Below are 13,959 nucleotides of genomic sequence, written 5' to 3' on the forward strand. Positions count from 1 at the left end.
AGAATGCGAAAGGTGAAATATTCAGCGATGAGGACTTGGTCAAGTCCTCATTTTTTATGCTCGAACCCAACTGAAAATTAAGCTATAAGACTTTGATTTTTTATTTTAATTTTTAAATTTATTGGGGAATTCAATGCTATTTAGACGAGCGATCTTGTCAGTGTCCATCGTGTTGCTGATGTGGGGGTGGAGGAGGTGAGAGCAGTACGCCACAGCAGACGCTGCCGGATCCAGTGACACCCCCCCCGGTTCGGGTGAGCAACTGAGCAAAATTGCGGAATTTAAGGTTCTGGATGTGGGTTCAGAATTAACAGCAGGGAATTTCGGTCTGGCCAGCTGGAATCCCACCGTCATGGTGGTAAATGGCGATGTCCTTTATATTGCCAATAGTCAGGCCGAATCGAATATTTTGCGTTATGACTTAAAACAAAAACGTGCACTCAGTTCCATAGATCCTATGAAAATTCCGGGTCTGGCCAAAAAATGGGACAGTCTGAATGATCTGGAAATTCATGCAGGGCGTTTATATGTGGCCAACTATGGCTTAAACCGAATTGATATTCTAGATATTAGTGGTGAGCAACCGAACTTCATTACGGCACTCGGCACAGGTGTATGGTGGGGCGATGCGCTTAATTATTCGCTGGTACATAGCAATGCAGTGACTGCTGACGACCGTTATGTGTATGTACCTGATATTGAAGGCCGGATCAATGTCTGGCGTCAAAGTGATGTGACAGCGCAAAACCATTTAAAGGCCCGCAAATTTGCACGGCTCAGCTTGCCGGGCTGTGCACGCAACTGTAATGCACGTATGGAGGTCATGGGCGACTATCTGTATACCAGCCTGCCGGATGGTATGACTTATGTCCACGATATCAATCAGATTCAGGAAAATGGAAATAATATTACGCCCATTTTAACAGAAACCAATTTGTCGGCAGTCATGCATCGTCATAACGATGGCTTGGTCTATGTGTCACGAAATGATGGAACTGTAAAAAGCTACCGGGAAAAATCTTTTAACTTGGAGTCTATCTTACCCAATAAAAGTGTAGATACTTTCCGAGATTATATTTTAAAAGGGCAAAACCAGAGCAGTCGACTGGCCAAGGCCAGCGATCTTTATATTTATGGTCAGAATCTATTACACATGGCCAATCAGAAAATTCATATTCTGCCAATGCTGACCTTGCAACAGAATAAATCCACACAGCTAAACCAAGCTATGATTTTAACCGAATCTCAGGCACGCGAGAGAAGCCGTGTCTTGCAGGATGGTGAATCATGGGAAACCTTGACCAATAGCAGCCAGCGTCATGTCTATATGGACAAGATTTTATCGGCAACTCTAAATGGCAACCGCCTGCATTTGCAAAGCTACAGTGCTGTGCCTGTACGTGATTTGCAGATTCGTGCCAAGATTAAAAACTCAGAAGACTGGGTGATTCTGGCAAAGCTGGATCAGTTGACGCCATTTTCGAATGCCAGCTTTGATCTCAAACTGACCGATCAATCCCGTTTCCCGTTGCTCGATGGCACAGGCTCGATCCAGCTAGCAGGTCTGAGTCAGACCACGCAAAATCCAAGCAATATTTTTGATCTGAAAATTAACTCTGAGACCGATGAGCACGTCAAAAAGCTGAATCAGATTAAAGCCAAATGGAAAATTTATTTTGGTACCTATGATGAACCGAATAAATGGTGTCGTATTACGCCGGTCTATGCCCGGGAATGGGTCATGATGATGACCAATCTGGCCTATATGCTCAGTACTCCAGAATTTGAAACCTTATGGTTTAACCATAAAGCGGTCATGGGACACGATTTTTTTGGCAATGATGGTCAGGTAGAAGGGCCGAATGGTTTCTTTCAGCCAGAAGATTATGTCCGGATCTATCGGGAAATTCTTAACCGCAATGAAATTAATCTTGGCATTACCAATATGGGTGGTGGTTTAGGTGGTGGAGCAGTATTAGGAGTAGATACTTGGTTATTCTATGGCCATTACACATTATCTGGTTATCGAATTATTGCACATGAATTTGGTCATCATTGGGGCGGGCATAATAGTGCCTGGGCCATGTCGAATTATGGCTTTGAAGCTATGGTCGATTGGTTAAACTTCTATTTCCAGCGCCGTCCAGGCTCAATTCCTTATATGGACCCAAATGTGAATGCTTTCCACCTAACACCCGACAGCGCGCTTTGTCAGGGTGTGAACCAGAATATGGTAAAAGGTGTGGCATCGACTGCACCATGGAATAAAGTAGATGAATATTTTAAAAATAATCCAATAACAAATCCCTAAAACATAAAAAAAGCCCCTCAATTGAGGGGCTTTTTAATTGGATCGGTCAACGGATTATTTTTCAATAATTGCCGTCACACCTTGACCACCGGCTGCACAGATCGACACCAGTACGCGGCCTGAACCTTTCTGGTTAATCAGTTTTGCTGCTGTCGCAATGATACGACCACCAGTTGCTGCAAACGGGTGACCGGCAGCAAGTGAAGAGCCTTTTACGTTCAGTTTGGCACGGTCAATTGAACCTAATGGTGCATCCAGACCTAAACGCTCTTTACAGAATTTCGGATCTTCCCAAGCTTTCAGCGTAGACAATACTTGAGATGCAAAAGCTTCATGAATTTCATAATAGTCGAAGTCTTGCAGTTTCAGACCTGCACGTTCCAGCATACGCGGCACGGCATAAGCAGGCGCCATCAACAGGCCTTCTTTTTTCTCGACAAAATCAACTGCGGCAGTTTCCTGGAAAGTCAGGTAAGCCAATACTTCATGACCATTTGCCTTCGCCCATTCTTCAGAAGCCAAGAGCACGCAAGAAGCACCATCTGTTAGCGGCGTAGAGTTACCCGCAGTCATGGTACGGGCATCGCCCTTACCAAAGGCCGGCTTTAATTTCGCCAGTTTTTCAACACTTGAGTCCGCACGCAGGTTATTGTCACGTTGAAGACCCAAGAATGGTGTGATCAGGTCATCAAAGAAACCTTCTTCATACGCTGCAGCCATTTTCTGGTGTGAAGATGCAGCAAGTTCATCCTGTGCTTCACGGGAAATTCCCCATTCCAGTGTAGTAATCGCCTGATGATCACCCATAGACAGACCTGTACGCGGCTCACCATTTTTTGGTGCATCCATAAGGTCTTTCACATTGATTTTGGTCAGTGCTTTCAGACGGTCTTTTGCAGTTTTCGCAATGTTTAGCTCAAGTAATGCTTTACGTAAACTGTCACCAAAAGCAATCGGTGCATCAGAAGTCGTATCTACACCACCTGCAATGCCTACTTCGATTTGACCTAAAGCAATCTTGTTGGCAACAAGAAATGCCGCTTGCAAACCAGTACCACATGCCTGCTGGATGTCATAAGCAGGCGTTTCAGGTGCAAGGGCAGTATTTAGTACACATTCACGGGTCATATTGAAGTCACGGCTGTGTTTCAGTACTGCACCCGCAACCACTTCACCTAAGCGTTGACCTTGCAGATTAAAGCGTTCAACTAGGCCGTTCAGGGTTGCTGTAAACATGTCAGTATTGGATGCCGTAAAGTAAGCACCATTAGAACGTGCAAATGGAATGCGGTTACCACCGATAATCGCAACGCGGCGAACTGTATTTTGGCTCATGTTTGGTTCCTGTAGAACAGAAGTCTGTGTTGTAGAGATTAAATCTTTTTCAGATGAAGTCGTATTTTTGGCACGGGCAGGTGTGCTCCGTGTACGCGAGGTTTTAGTCGGACTTTTTTCTGTCCCAGTGGCTGTGTCAGTATTTTTAGTGCTACGCTTGGTGCGCGTTGATGGTTTTGACACAGTTTCTGTCGCAGAGTTCTCGACTGCTGGATTTTCTTGAGTTGTTTTGCTCATAAGGCTTTACCAGGCAAATAGATCGTCTTCTTGGTGCTTACATTAGCATAGAAGAGGATAGGCTGTATTGACTACAATGACATTACAGACTGCGCTCAGGTCAAGTCATCTGCCTATTATCTCAAGTATGATTGGGCGGAATCTGGCGGATCTATTGAAATATATGTGTCTGGCATCATATTGAAGTTTAAGGGTAACTTTAGATCAACCAAAAATTAATTTGTATGAGAGATAATAAACATGACTGATCAGTACCAAACTTTTGCAAAATCTCCTATTGGTAAATTTGTCATTAAAAATTTGGGTTTGCCATCCCCAACTTCTTTAGACCGTTTTGAGTCTGCTACGCCGGTGGTAAAAGGCGCAGTATTATTGGGCGCAGCACCAGCAAGTCCATTGACGGGTGCTATTGCTCAGGTTCTGGCAAATATTCATGCCAACAGCTATGCAGGTAATAATGCTGAGTTGCAACAGGCGGCTGCAGCATCTGGGCTGAATCTGGGTGCATTTAACCCGGGCGATAAAGAATCAAAATTCAAGGTCGTTATTTTTGATGCTTCAGGGATCGAAAATTCAGAACAGTTAAAATCACTTTATGATTTCTTTAACCCGATTGCGCGTCAAATCCAAAGTTCTGGCCGTGTCGTGATTGTAGGGACTACGCCTGAAACTGCTAAATCAGTCAGTCAGTCAATCGCTCAACGTGCACTGGAAGGTTTTGTAAAATCTGTTGGTAAAGAGTTTAAAAAGGGAATTGCAGCGAACCTGATCTATGTAGATGCTGGTGCAGAAGCAAACCTTGAGTCTGCTTTACGTTTTGCAGTTTCTCCACGTTCTGCCTATGTTTCTGGTCAGGTGATTCGTGTTTCACCTGCTGAAAAAGTAGACGTAGACTGGACCAAGCCATTAGCGGGTAAAACTGCGGTTGTGACAGGCGCAAGCCGTGGTATTGGTGAAGCGATTGCCCATGTATTGGCCCGTGATGGTGCACATGTCATCTGTCTGGATGTTCCACAACAGCAGGCTGACCTTGATCGTGTAGCTAGTGAGATCGGCGGTTCTACCTTGGCTATTGATATTACAGCTGCAGATGCAGGTGAGAAGATCAAGGCAGCGGCAGCAGAGCATGGCGGCTTAGACATCATTGTGCACAATGCCGGAATTACTCGTGACAAGACCTTGGCCAATATGAAGCCTGAACTGTGGGATCTGGTGATTAACATCAACCTGTCGGCAATTGAACGCGTGAATGATTATTTAATCTCCAACGATGGTCTAAATGCCAATGGCCGTATTATCTGTGTATCCTCAATTTCTGGGATTGCAGGAAACCTGGGTCAAACCAATTATGCAGCATCTAAAGCCGGGGTGATTGGTGTAGTAAAATTCACAGCACCGACATTAAAAAATGGTATAACGATTAATGCCGTTGCACCGGGCTTTATCGAGACTCAGATGACGGCTGCGATTCCATTTGCGATCCGTGAAGCAGGCCGCCGTATGAATTCGATGAGTCAGGGCGGTCTACCTGTTGATGTTGCAGAAACGATTGCAATGTTTGCTGCTACTGCATCAACAGGTTTAAATGGCAACGTGGTACGTGTATGTGGTCAAAGTCTGTTAGGGGCTTAAAGCATCAAGTCCTTTCTTGCAGTTTAATTAAAGCTCAGGGAGAGGATTTAGGAGAGGGAGACTAGGGGCCTTTTTTTAGCCCTCTCTCTAACTCTCTCCCAAAGGGAGAGAGAACTCCACTCATATATAAATGAAAAGAATATTTTAAAGGTTCAGTATGAATACGCGCCATTTTAGTCAACTTCCAAAACCTTATTTAGCCTATCCAAAAGTGATTCAAGGCTTGATTTTTAAAAAGCCGAAAGCTGAAAAAGTTCTACCGCAAGTTGAATATGTGGTGGATTCATTCAAGGTCGATCAAAAACATTTGAAAGCTTATAATGAAGTCTGCGGCTTTAAAAATAATGGTTATATACCAGCGATTTATCTGACGGTTCTTTCACAAAGCCTGCAAATGCACATGATGACTTCAGAAGCATTTCCATTTCCGATCTTGGGCTTGGTACATATCCGTAACCAAGTGAAGCAATACCGTAAAATTGGCGTCAATGAAACCTTGACCCTATCATGCAAATTTGGTGAATTACAGCCACATGATAAAGGCGTTCAGTTTGATTTCATTACTACAGTCAAAGTGGCAGGTGAGGTCGTAGTGGAAGCATTAACCACTTATCTGTCACGTCAAAAGACCAATGCTAAAGCGGCTGCTAAACCTGCAGAAAGCCAAGCGCCAGAATACAAACTGAATAATGAATGGAGCATCTCGGAGAATACGGGTCGCCGTTATGCCATGACCTCAGGTGACTTTAACCTGATTCATATTCATGCAGTTACAGCGAAAGCCTTTGGCTTTAAACAGGCAATTGCACATGGTATGTGGAGCAAAGCCAAAGCACTGGCGAATCTGTCATTGCCAGATGCTTATGAAGTTGATGTCTGGTTCAAGTTGCCGATGTACTTGCCATCTAAAGTTGAGTTCCTGACCGCGCAGGCAGCGAATGAGACAGATTTCCTGATTCGAAACAGTAAGAGTCAAAAACCGCATGTCACCGGTCATATCAAAGCGATTTAAATCTGGATCAAAAGCCTAAATCTGATTTAGGCTTTTTCATTTTAAGGGATCAATATTCTATGGATAGAATGATGCAGCCAATTAAAGATTATCTGTTTGCTGATCAGCACAATTATCAGGGCAATGTCGATGAGCATTTTAGCGATCTTGCCCGTCAGTTTAGCCGTTTGCAGGATGCACGTACCGAACAGGGTGGTGCCGCACTGGTGGTATATTTTGAGGGACAAAAGGTCGTCGATATTTATACCGGTAAAAAGTCTGTCACTGAAAATTGGCAACCCGATACCATGTCGCTGTGTTACTCCACAGGCAAAGGTGTGCTGGCGACTTTGGCGCACATTCTGGTGAGTCAAGGTTATCTGGATTATGATCGACCGGTTGCAGAATACTGGCCTGAATTTGCACAAAAGGGTAAAGAAAATATTACTCTGGCGCATATGCTGAGTCATCAAAGTGGCCTGTTTGATATCCGTAATATGATTGATGATGCCACTGAAATGGCCGACTGGTCGCATATGCTGGACCGGATTGCAGCAGCGGAACCACGTTTTCGAGTTGCAACAGATGCAGCCTATCAACCGCTGACTTTTGGCTGGCAGGTGGGTGGAGCATTAGAAAAAGCGACTGGTAAAAAACTGGGTGAGCTGATGCAGGAATATCTGGTACAGCCACTACAGTTAAATGGTGCTTATTTTAGCGTACCGACGAATGAGTTAGCTCGGGTAGCGCTGCCCATTTTAAAGCCTAAAGCAGCCAAGTCTCAAACACAGACTGCGAAAAAAACTACACCAAGAAAACCCAACCTGATGGAACGAGCCTTAGTATGGAGTGGTCAGAGTCCACAGGATTTTCAGGATGCAATGATTCCCAAAGGCATGAAGAAATTTAGTTTCTTTAGTGAAAAGGGTCTAAAAGCCATTATCCCATCTGCTAACGGTGTCTTTACCGCAGAGAGTCTGGCAAAAATCTATGCCATGCTGGCCAGTCATGGTGAATGGCAAGGTCAGCAACTGATTTCGCCTGAGGTTTTCCAGCGACTGAGTCAGGTGCAGTACAAAACACGCGATCGGATCATGCCTTTACCGATGCACTGGCGCTTGGGTTATCACCGTGTTCTCACTTTAGGAAAAGCCTCTAAAGGTTTTGGTCATATGGGGTTTAATGGCTCTGGTGCCTGGTGCGATCCTGAGCGCGGTTTGAGTTTTGCCTATACGCATAATTTCCCGACAGGTTCATTAACTGGAGATTACCGTCTTTGGGGCCTGACGCAAGAAACCTTGCGCTGTGCGGATGCGGTACTGACCGGTCGCAAAGGCTGGCGCTAAATATCCCTGATTTGGGAGTTTAGCCCGTTAGCTAAATATGTTATTTTGTCGCGCAGTCCATGGCTGTGGTGTGAAGTAATGAAAAAAGTGCTGGTGATTCCTCTGGTTGCAAGCAGTGCGTTGTTCGGATGTCAGGAGCCGAATCAGCCGGCTGCAAAAACGGTGATGGAAGCCAAAGCTCAGATTCCTGCCTGGGTCGGGAGTTATCAGGGCACAACACCATGTATGGGATGCTTTTCAAGTTGTGAAGACTGTCCAGGCATGGCAGTGGCCTTGACCTTGAATGAAGATCAGACCTTTACTTTACAGCGTGAAAGTTTAAGTGGTCATAATGAAATTGAAACAATGAGCGGGCAGATTCGGTTTCAGGATGAATCACAACAAAAGATTGAACTGCTGAATGTCGATACCCGAAATCTGCTCTATGTCGATCTGAAAAAGCATGTTCTGGAAATTCGTGAAGATCAAACAGGCAAACGCTACCAGATGCAAAGTGACTTTATCCTGTTTGAATCCGCCTGATTTTAAAAAAGCATCTGTTTTATATCCCTTTTTCAATGATTTTGATCAAGGAATTTTTATTCTTTATAAACCGGCATTCATTTCACTATTTCATAAAAAAACAGTATGCTTAGACCTGTAAAAAGGAGCATACATGTATCAAGTACTTGCGCGAAAATACCGTCCTCGTAATTTCAATGAATTGGTGGGTCAAAACCATGTATCACGTGCTTTAACCAGCGCGCTCGAACGTGGCCGTTTGCATCATGCCTATTTGTTTACGGGAACGCGTGGTGTCGGAAAAACCACGATTGCACGTATTTTGGCGAAGTGCTTGAACTGTGAAACCGGTATTACCTCGACGCCTTGTGAAGTCTGTGCAACCTGTACCGCAGTCAATGAAGGTCGTTTTATTGACCTGATTGAAATTGATGCGGCGTCACGCACCAAGGTGGAAGATACACGTGAGTTGCTCGACAATGTGCCTTATGCACCGACTCAAGGTCGCTTTAAAGTCTACCTGATCGATGAAGTGCACATGCTCTCCACGCATTCTTTCAATGCGCTGTTAAAGACGCTGGAAGAACCGCCAGAACATGTCAAATTCCTATTTGCAACCACCGATCCGCAAAAACTACCCATTACCGTAATTTCTCGCTGTCTGCAATTTACTTTGCGTCCATTGGCAGTCGATGAAATTACTGAACATCTAGGCCATATTCTTAGCAAAGAAAGCATTCAGTCTGATCAGGATGCCATCTGGCAGATTGCTGAATCTGCGCAAGGTTCATTACGTGATGCCTTGTCGTTGACCGATCAGGCGATTGCCTATGGTCAGGGAGCGATTCAGCATCAGGATGTCAAAGACATGCTGGGACTGATTGACCGCACCATTATTTATGATCTGATTCTGGCGATTCACCAGAACCAGAAAGCGCAGGTCAGTCAGTTATTACTACAATTCCGTCAGCAAGCTCTGGATGTGTCACTGGTGCTAGACCAGCTAATTTCGACACTGCATGAACTGGCTTTATTGCAGTACCTGCCAGATCTGAGCCTGAAATATAGTGCCGAAATCAATCGAAAGATCATGCAGTTATCGGCTCTCATCTCAGCACAAGACCTGCAACTGTATTATCAGATTGCCTGTAAGGGTCGTGCCGATTTACAGCTTGCAGTTACGCAGGAACAAGGCTTTGAGATGACGGTGCTACGCTTACTGGCTTTCCGTCCATTACAACCAAGTGAAATTCCAGTGATGCAGGAGACTGTACCGCAACAGGCAACAACTCATACAACACGTCTACAGCAGCCCGTTCAGACACAACTTCAATCTGAATCAGTAGAAACACAATCATTGGAGGCAGAACCGATATTTGATGATTTTTCTCTGGACGATGAGACAGATGAGGAGATTGATGTCGCATCAGCGTCTGAACCTTCTTCGGATGATTTTTTGGATGAAGACGAGCCAACCAGCATCAATGCGCCTGAACCTGTCCAGCCTGTAGCAACTCAAACAGTGATTGAAGAAGTGCGGTCTAGTGATCAAATTGTTTTTGATCCAAATGATGACAAAGGCCTATTTGGTTTTGATGAAATCAAGAGTAAGCCAGAAGCACCTGCTACCAGCAACAGTTCGGATGATTTCCTGCTTGAAGAGTTTATTCCTGCAGATGCTGTCATCCCTACCGAGCCAGCACAAGACATCATGTCTGCTGATGAGGAATTTAGTCTTGCTGCACCGGAATTAGAACTTTCACAGGAATTGATTGCTCAGCCTGCTCTTGAAAATACAGCGCCGGTTCAGCCAGTCGCACAGACAGCTTTGCTGGAAGATATTTCTCAAGATGTAAATACGCAGAATCTGATGCCACAGGATATTCTGAAAATACCTGAACAAACCTTAGAAGGTGAGTGGAGCGTAGAAAAATGGGAATACTGGTTCCGTAATAGCCAGCTTTCTCCAGCGGTACAGGAACTGGCGCAGTATGGCATCATGACTGGTCAGATGAATGGCGAATCCGTTTTCCATATTCCTGAACAGTACCAGCAGTTGCTGACCCAGTTGCAACATCATCTGGAAGCTGCTTTGCAACAGCAATGGCCGCAAACCAATTTCCAGGTGGAATTTGAAAATGTGGATCAGTTAACGCCCTATACCATGCAGCATCAGCGTAAGGTACGTGCCTTTAAACGTGCCGAAGAACTGTTACATGCTGAACCGGCAGTACGCGATCTGTTACAGCAGTTTGATGGTGAACTGCAAAATATTCAGCTGAAATAGGCTGGATGTTAAGTCACAACAAATCGAGATAAAGCATCCCGCATTTCGACTGGAATCGGGGTGCTTTTTCGTGTTTCACGGTCAACAAATACATGGACAAAATTGCCTTGCGCAGCGGCTGTATCTGAGTTGCGTTTAAAAATAGCCAGATCATAGCTGAGCGATGAATTTCCCATGCTTTCAATGGCCACGCCCACTTCAATAATTTCTGGATAAGACAGTTCCTGATTGAACTGACAGTTGGAGCTGACCACCAGCCCAATCATCGGGGAATATTTAGGATCAAAATCAGCTTCCTGAATCAGCAGGGCATTGGCTGCGGTATCAAAATAACTATAATAAGTCACATTGTTGACATGGCCGTACAGATCATTGTCTGCCCAACGGGTTTGAATGGGCAGGAAAAAAGTATAGTGTTCGCGCTGTTTGATGGTGGCTTTCATCACTATTCAGTCCTCAGCTAGATAAGGCTTAAGTGGAAATTGATCTAGGCATAGATCGCCTGATAAATCTGATAAGCATCCTCCACCTTGAGTTCACGTGGATTATTCTGCAACAGCCGGCTTTGTTGCATCGCATCTTCTGCCATGACCTGCAGCATATCTTCCGGAATATTCAACTGATTCAGTTTTAGGGTCAAACCGCTTTGCATCAGATGATTATTAAAATGATCAATAAACAGATCAGTCAGGCCATCATGACAACCTTTACTGTAAGGATCCAGCCAGGTCATCAATTCCGCATAGAGCTGTTTGGCCGCTGGCGCATTAAACTTTAATACTTCAGTTAGAACCAGCGCATTGCTATGCCCATGCGATAGATGAAAATGTCCACCCAGTGGATAAGCCAGCGCATGTACGGCGGCGACTGGTGCATTGGCAAAGGCTTGTCCGGCCAGCATGGAACCGACCAGCATATTTTGACGCGCATCTAAATCATATCCGTCTTGCAGCACGCGCGGCAGATTGGCATTCAGTAATCTTAAAGCCTGTTTGGCCAGCATATCCGAATAAGGGTTTTTCTTGTGTTTTGAGGTATAGGCTTCAATGGCATGTACCATGGCATCAATGCCGGTGGCAGCAGTGATCTGTGCCGGAAGATTCTGGGTAAAGGTTGCATCCAGAATGGCAATATCAGCAAAAAGGATCGGTGCCACAATACCGGTTTTAGTGGTTTCACCTGTGGTGACAATCGAAATCGGCGTCACTTCTGAACCTGTTCCAGCCGTAGTTGGTACCAGAATTAAGGCTAAACGCGGTCCGGTGGCATTATCAACGCCATACAGATCGGACAGTGTCTGATGCTGCTCGGGATGCGCCAAAATTGCAATGAGTTTGGCCACATCCATCGAGCTGCCACCACCAAAGCCCAGCACCACATCAATATTTTCCTGTTTTGCAAAAGCCGCCGCTTCAAGCACCACTGTATCGGGCGGATCGGCCTGAACATCCGAGTAAATCACGTACTCCAGCCCGGCAGATTCAATAATATCAAGAAGCGGCAGATGTAATTGCTGCTTCAGCATCCCAGGGTCAGTCACTAGCAGAAGACGTTGATAACGGCCATTTTTTAGAATTTTAAATAATTCCTGAATCGTGCCTAGTCCGGCAATGATATTGGGGACGGTTTGAAACTGAAAACGATTCATGGCGATATCCTTGATTTTTTTATTGCAAATACGAGATTATTCTATGGTTGTAAGATAGGAATCAGTATATAAATAACTTAACATAAGAATCCTTAAAATAAAGTAGCTCTGAGGTTGTTTATGTCATCCAGAACGCCATACAAGGTGTTATGTGTTTGTTTGGGAAATATTTGCCGCTCTCCCACGGCAGAAGTTGTACTCAGACATTATTGTGATGAACAGCAACTGAATATTGTGGTCGATTCTGCCGGAACCAGTAATTATCATCCGGGCAAGGCACCGGACTTGCGTAGCCAGAAGCATGCACTAAAACGTGGCTATGACCTTTCAGCACTTCGCGCACGTCAACTCATTCCACACGATTTTATTGATTATGATCTGATTCTGGCGATGGATCTGGAGAATTTATCCAATATCCAGAACATACAGCGTCTGGCAGAAACTCAGTTTGGTCATGTACGTGCACGTGTGGCATTGATGAGTGAGCATGATCAGACCTATCCGAAACAGGCCTTACCGGATCCCTATTATGGCGAAGCGGATGGCTTTGAACGGGTGCTTGATCAGTGTGAGTCCAGCAGCCAGGCCTGGATTGAGATTTTTAAACAGAATTTACACAAGGTTTAAGCGATGCAGATTCAAACCCAGGTTCAACTTAAACCTTTTAATACTTTAAATTTAGAAGCGATTGCTTCGCACTATGCTCAGATTCAATCCACCGCTGATCTGCTAACTGCACTGGATTTTGCGGAACAGCAGCAACTCAATGTGCTGATCCTGTCAGGCGGCAGTAATATGTTGTTGCCGGAGCAGATTGATGCGCTAGTTCTGCATATGGATATTCAAGGCATTGAAATGCTGGATGCTGATGATCAGTCGCAACGTTTACGTGTAGGCGGCGGACAAGGCTGGCATGACTTCGTGCTCTGGACCACGGCACAAAGTTTATATGGCCTACAGAATCTAGCTTTAATTCCGGGTCGGGTCGGTGCATCGCCAGTACAGAATATTGGCGCTTATGGTGTCGAAGTCGGAGAATTCATCGATTCTGTTGAGGTCTATGACCGACAATTGAAACAGTTTGCTTCGATTCAGGCAGCAGATTGTCAGTTTGCCTACCGGCATAGTATTTTTAAAGATGATCCCAATCGTTATGTGATTACCCATGTGACTTTTAGATTACTTAAACAGCCAGATTTGAAACTGAATTATGGTGATCTGAAGACTGCGGTCGGTGATCAGCTCACAGCAGAAAACTTGCAGCAACAGGTCATCCAGATTCGCCAGAGTAAATTGCCTGATCCACAAGAATTTCCCAACGTGGGCAGCTTCTTTAAAAATCCGGTGGTTGATCAGGCGGTCTTTGACCAAATTGCTGTATCTTTCCCGAATTTACCCCATTACCAGCAAACGAATGCTCAAGTTAAACTGGCAGCAGGCTGGTTGATTGATCAGGCGGGCTGGAAGGGTAAACAGTTGGGGCCTGTTGGCATGTTTCATAAACAGGCGCTGGTGTTGGTGAATTATGGTCAGGCCTCTCTCACCGATGTCCGTAAAACGTATCGTGCAGTACAACAGTCAGTTTGGGAAAAATTTAGTCTAATGCTGGAGCCTGAACCTGTATTGTTCGATAAAAATGGCTTGATCCGTTCTCATCAGGAAGAGGAATAA

Annotated in this window: 11 protein-coding genes; 8 read left to right on the top strand and 3 right to left on the bottom strand. The window is 44.9% G+C overall.

Going from position 1 to position 13,959, the window contains the following annotated elements; genetic code table 11:
• Positions 1–295 precede the first annotated feature (295 nt).
• Positions 296–2,311 (top strand): LVIVD repeat-containing protein, encoded by a 2,016-nt coding sequence (locus J7649_RS02220; RefSeq protein ID WP_228738657.1) that lies wholly within the window; start codon positions 296–298, stop codon positions 2,309–2,311.
• A 54-nt stretch (positions 2,312–2,365) separates the two neighbouring features.
• On the opposite strand, the gene J7649_RS02225 is transcribed toward J7649_RS02220, so the two are convergent.
• Positions 2,366–3,883, bottom strand: a complete 1,518-nt coding sequence (locus tag J7649_RS02225) for an acetyl-CoA C-acetyltransferase (protein ID WP_219309152.1) — start codon at positions 3,881–3,883, stop codon at positions 2,366–2,368.
• Positions 3,884–4,123: 240 nt separating this feature from the next.
• Here J7649_RS02225 and J7649_RS02230 point away from each other — a divergent pair, with 240 nt between their 5' ends.
• The 5 genes from J7649_RS02230 to dnaX all read left to right on the top strand — a co-directional run bounded on the left by J7649_RS02230 (position 4,124) and on the right by dnaX (position 10,640).
• On the top strand, positions 4,124–5,515 hold the full coding sequence (locus tag J7649_RS02230) for a 3-oxoacyl-ACP reductase (RefSeq protein WP_153566239.1): 1,392 nt from the start codon (positions 4,124–4,126) through the stop codon (positions 5,513–5,515).
• A 157-nt stretch (positions 5,516–5,672) separates the two neighbouring features.
• Positions 5,673–6,527: a MaoC family dehydratase gene (locus J7649_RS02235; RefSeq protein ID WP_044108854.1), complete on the top strand. Its 855-nt coding sequence runs from the start codon at positions 5,673–5,675 to the stop codon at positions 6,525–6,527.
• 59 nt (positions 6,528–6,586) lie between these two features.
• The gene (locus J7649_RS02240) at positions 6,587–7,852 is read left to right on the top strand and encodes a serine hydrolase domain-containing protein (protein ID WP_219309155.1); all 1,266 of its coding nucleotides are present in this window, start codon (positions 6,587–6,589) and stop codon (positions 7,850–7,852) included.
• Between the two features lie 78 nt (positions 7,853–7,930).
• Positions 7,931–8,374 carry a copper resistance protein NlpE N-terminal domain-containing protein gene (locus J7649_RS02245; RefSeq protein WP_153566242.1) on the top strand — a complete coding sequence of 148 codons (444 nt, stop codon included), beginning with the start codon at positions 7,931–7,933 and terminating at the stop codon, positions 8,372–8,374.
• Between the two features lie 133 nt (positions 8,375–8,507).
• On the top strand, positions 8,508–10,640 hold the full coding sequence (gene dnaX / locus J7649_RS02250) for a DNA polymerase III subunit gamma/tau (RefSeq protein WP_219309157.1): 2,133 nt from the start codon (positions 8,508–8,510) through the stop codon (positions 10,638–10,640).
• A gap of 8 nt (positions 10,641–10,648) precedes the next feature.
• Here the strand turns inward: dnaX and J7649_RS02255 are convergent, their stop codons facing one another.
• The gene (locus J7649_RS02255; RefSeq protein WP_081401206.1) at positions 10,649–11,083 is read right to left on the bottom strand and encodes an acyl-CoA thioesterase; all 435 of its coding nucleotides are present in this window, start codon (positions 11,081–11,083) and stop codon (positions 10,649–10,651) included.
• Between the two features lie 44 nt (positions 11,084–11,127).
• The gene (locus J7649_RS02260; protein ID WP_219309159.1) at positions 11,128–12,288 is read right to left on the bottom strand and encodes an iron-containing alcohol dehydrogenase; all 1,161 of its coding nucleotides are present in this window, start codon (positions 12,286–12,288) and stop codon (positions 11,128–11,130) included.
• Between the two features lie 120 nt (positions 12,289–12,408).
• Between J7649_RS02260 and J7649_RS02265 the strand changes: the two genes are divergently transcribed.
• A complete protein-coding gene (locus J7649_RS02265; RefSeq protein ID WP_004645426.1) occupies positions 12,409–12,915 on the top strand; it encodes a low molecular weight protein-tyrosine-phosphatase in 507 nt (168 codons plus the stop codon).
• Between the two features lie 3 nt (positions 12,916–12,918).
• Positions 12,919–13,959 (top strand): UDP-N-acetylmuramate dehydrogenase, encoded by a 1,041-nt coding sequence (gene murB, locus J7649_RS02270; RefSeq protein ID WP_219309162.1) that lies wholly within the window; start codon positions 12,919–12,921, stop codon positions 13,957–13,959.

Source organism: Acinetobacter lwoffii (assembly GCF_019343495.1).
GTDB classification, from domain to species: Bacteria; Pseudomonadota; Gammaproteobacteria; order Pseudomonadales; family Moraxellaceae; genus Acinetobacter; species Acinetobacter lwoffii_P.

Excerpts from the sequence above, each read along its gene's own strand:
- J7649_RS02235 (WP_044108854.1), top strand. The coding sequence starts at position 5,673 with ATGAATACGCGCCATTTTAGTCAACTTCCAAAACCTTATTTAGCCTAT.
- J7649_RS02245 (WP_153566242.1), top strand. The coding sequence starts at position 7,931 with ATGAAAAAAGTGCTGGTGATTCCTCTGGTTGCAAGCAGTGCGTTGTTC.
- J7649_RS02225 (WP_219309152.1), bottom strand. The coding sequence starts at position 3,883 with ATGAGCAAAACAACTCAAGAAAATCCAGCAGTCGAGAACTCTGCGACA.
- dnaX (WP_219309157.1), top strand. The coding sequence starts at position 8,508 with ATGTATCAAGTACTTGCGCGAAAATACCGTCCTCGTAATTTCAATGAA.
- J7649_RS02230 (WP_153566239.1), top strand. The coding sequence starts at position 4,124 with ATGACTGATCAGTACCAAACTTTTGCAAAATCTCCTATTGGTAAATTT.
- J7649_RS02240 (WP_219309155.1), top strand. The coding sequence starts at position 6,587 with ATGGATAGAATGATGCAGCCAATTAAAGATTATCTGTTTGCTGATCAG.
- J7649_RS02260 (WP_219309159.1), bottom strand. The coding sequence starts at position 12,288 with ATGAATCGTTTTCAGTTTCAAACCGTCCCCAATATCATTGCCGGACTA.
- J7649_RS02265 (WP_004645426.1), top strand. The coding sequence starts at position 12,409 with ATGTCATCCAGAACGCCATACAAGGTGTTATGTGTTTGTTTGGGAAAT.
- J7649_RS02255 (WP_081401206.1), bottom strand. The coding sequence starts at position 11,083 with ATGAAAGCCACCATCAAACAGCGCGAACACTATACTTTTTTCCTGCCC.
- murB (WP_219309162.1), top strand. The coding sequence starts at position 12,919 with ATGCAGATTCAAACCCAGGTTCAACTTAAACCTTTTAATACTTTAAAT.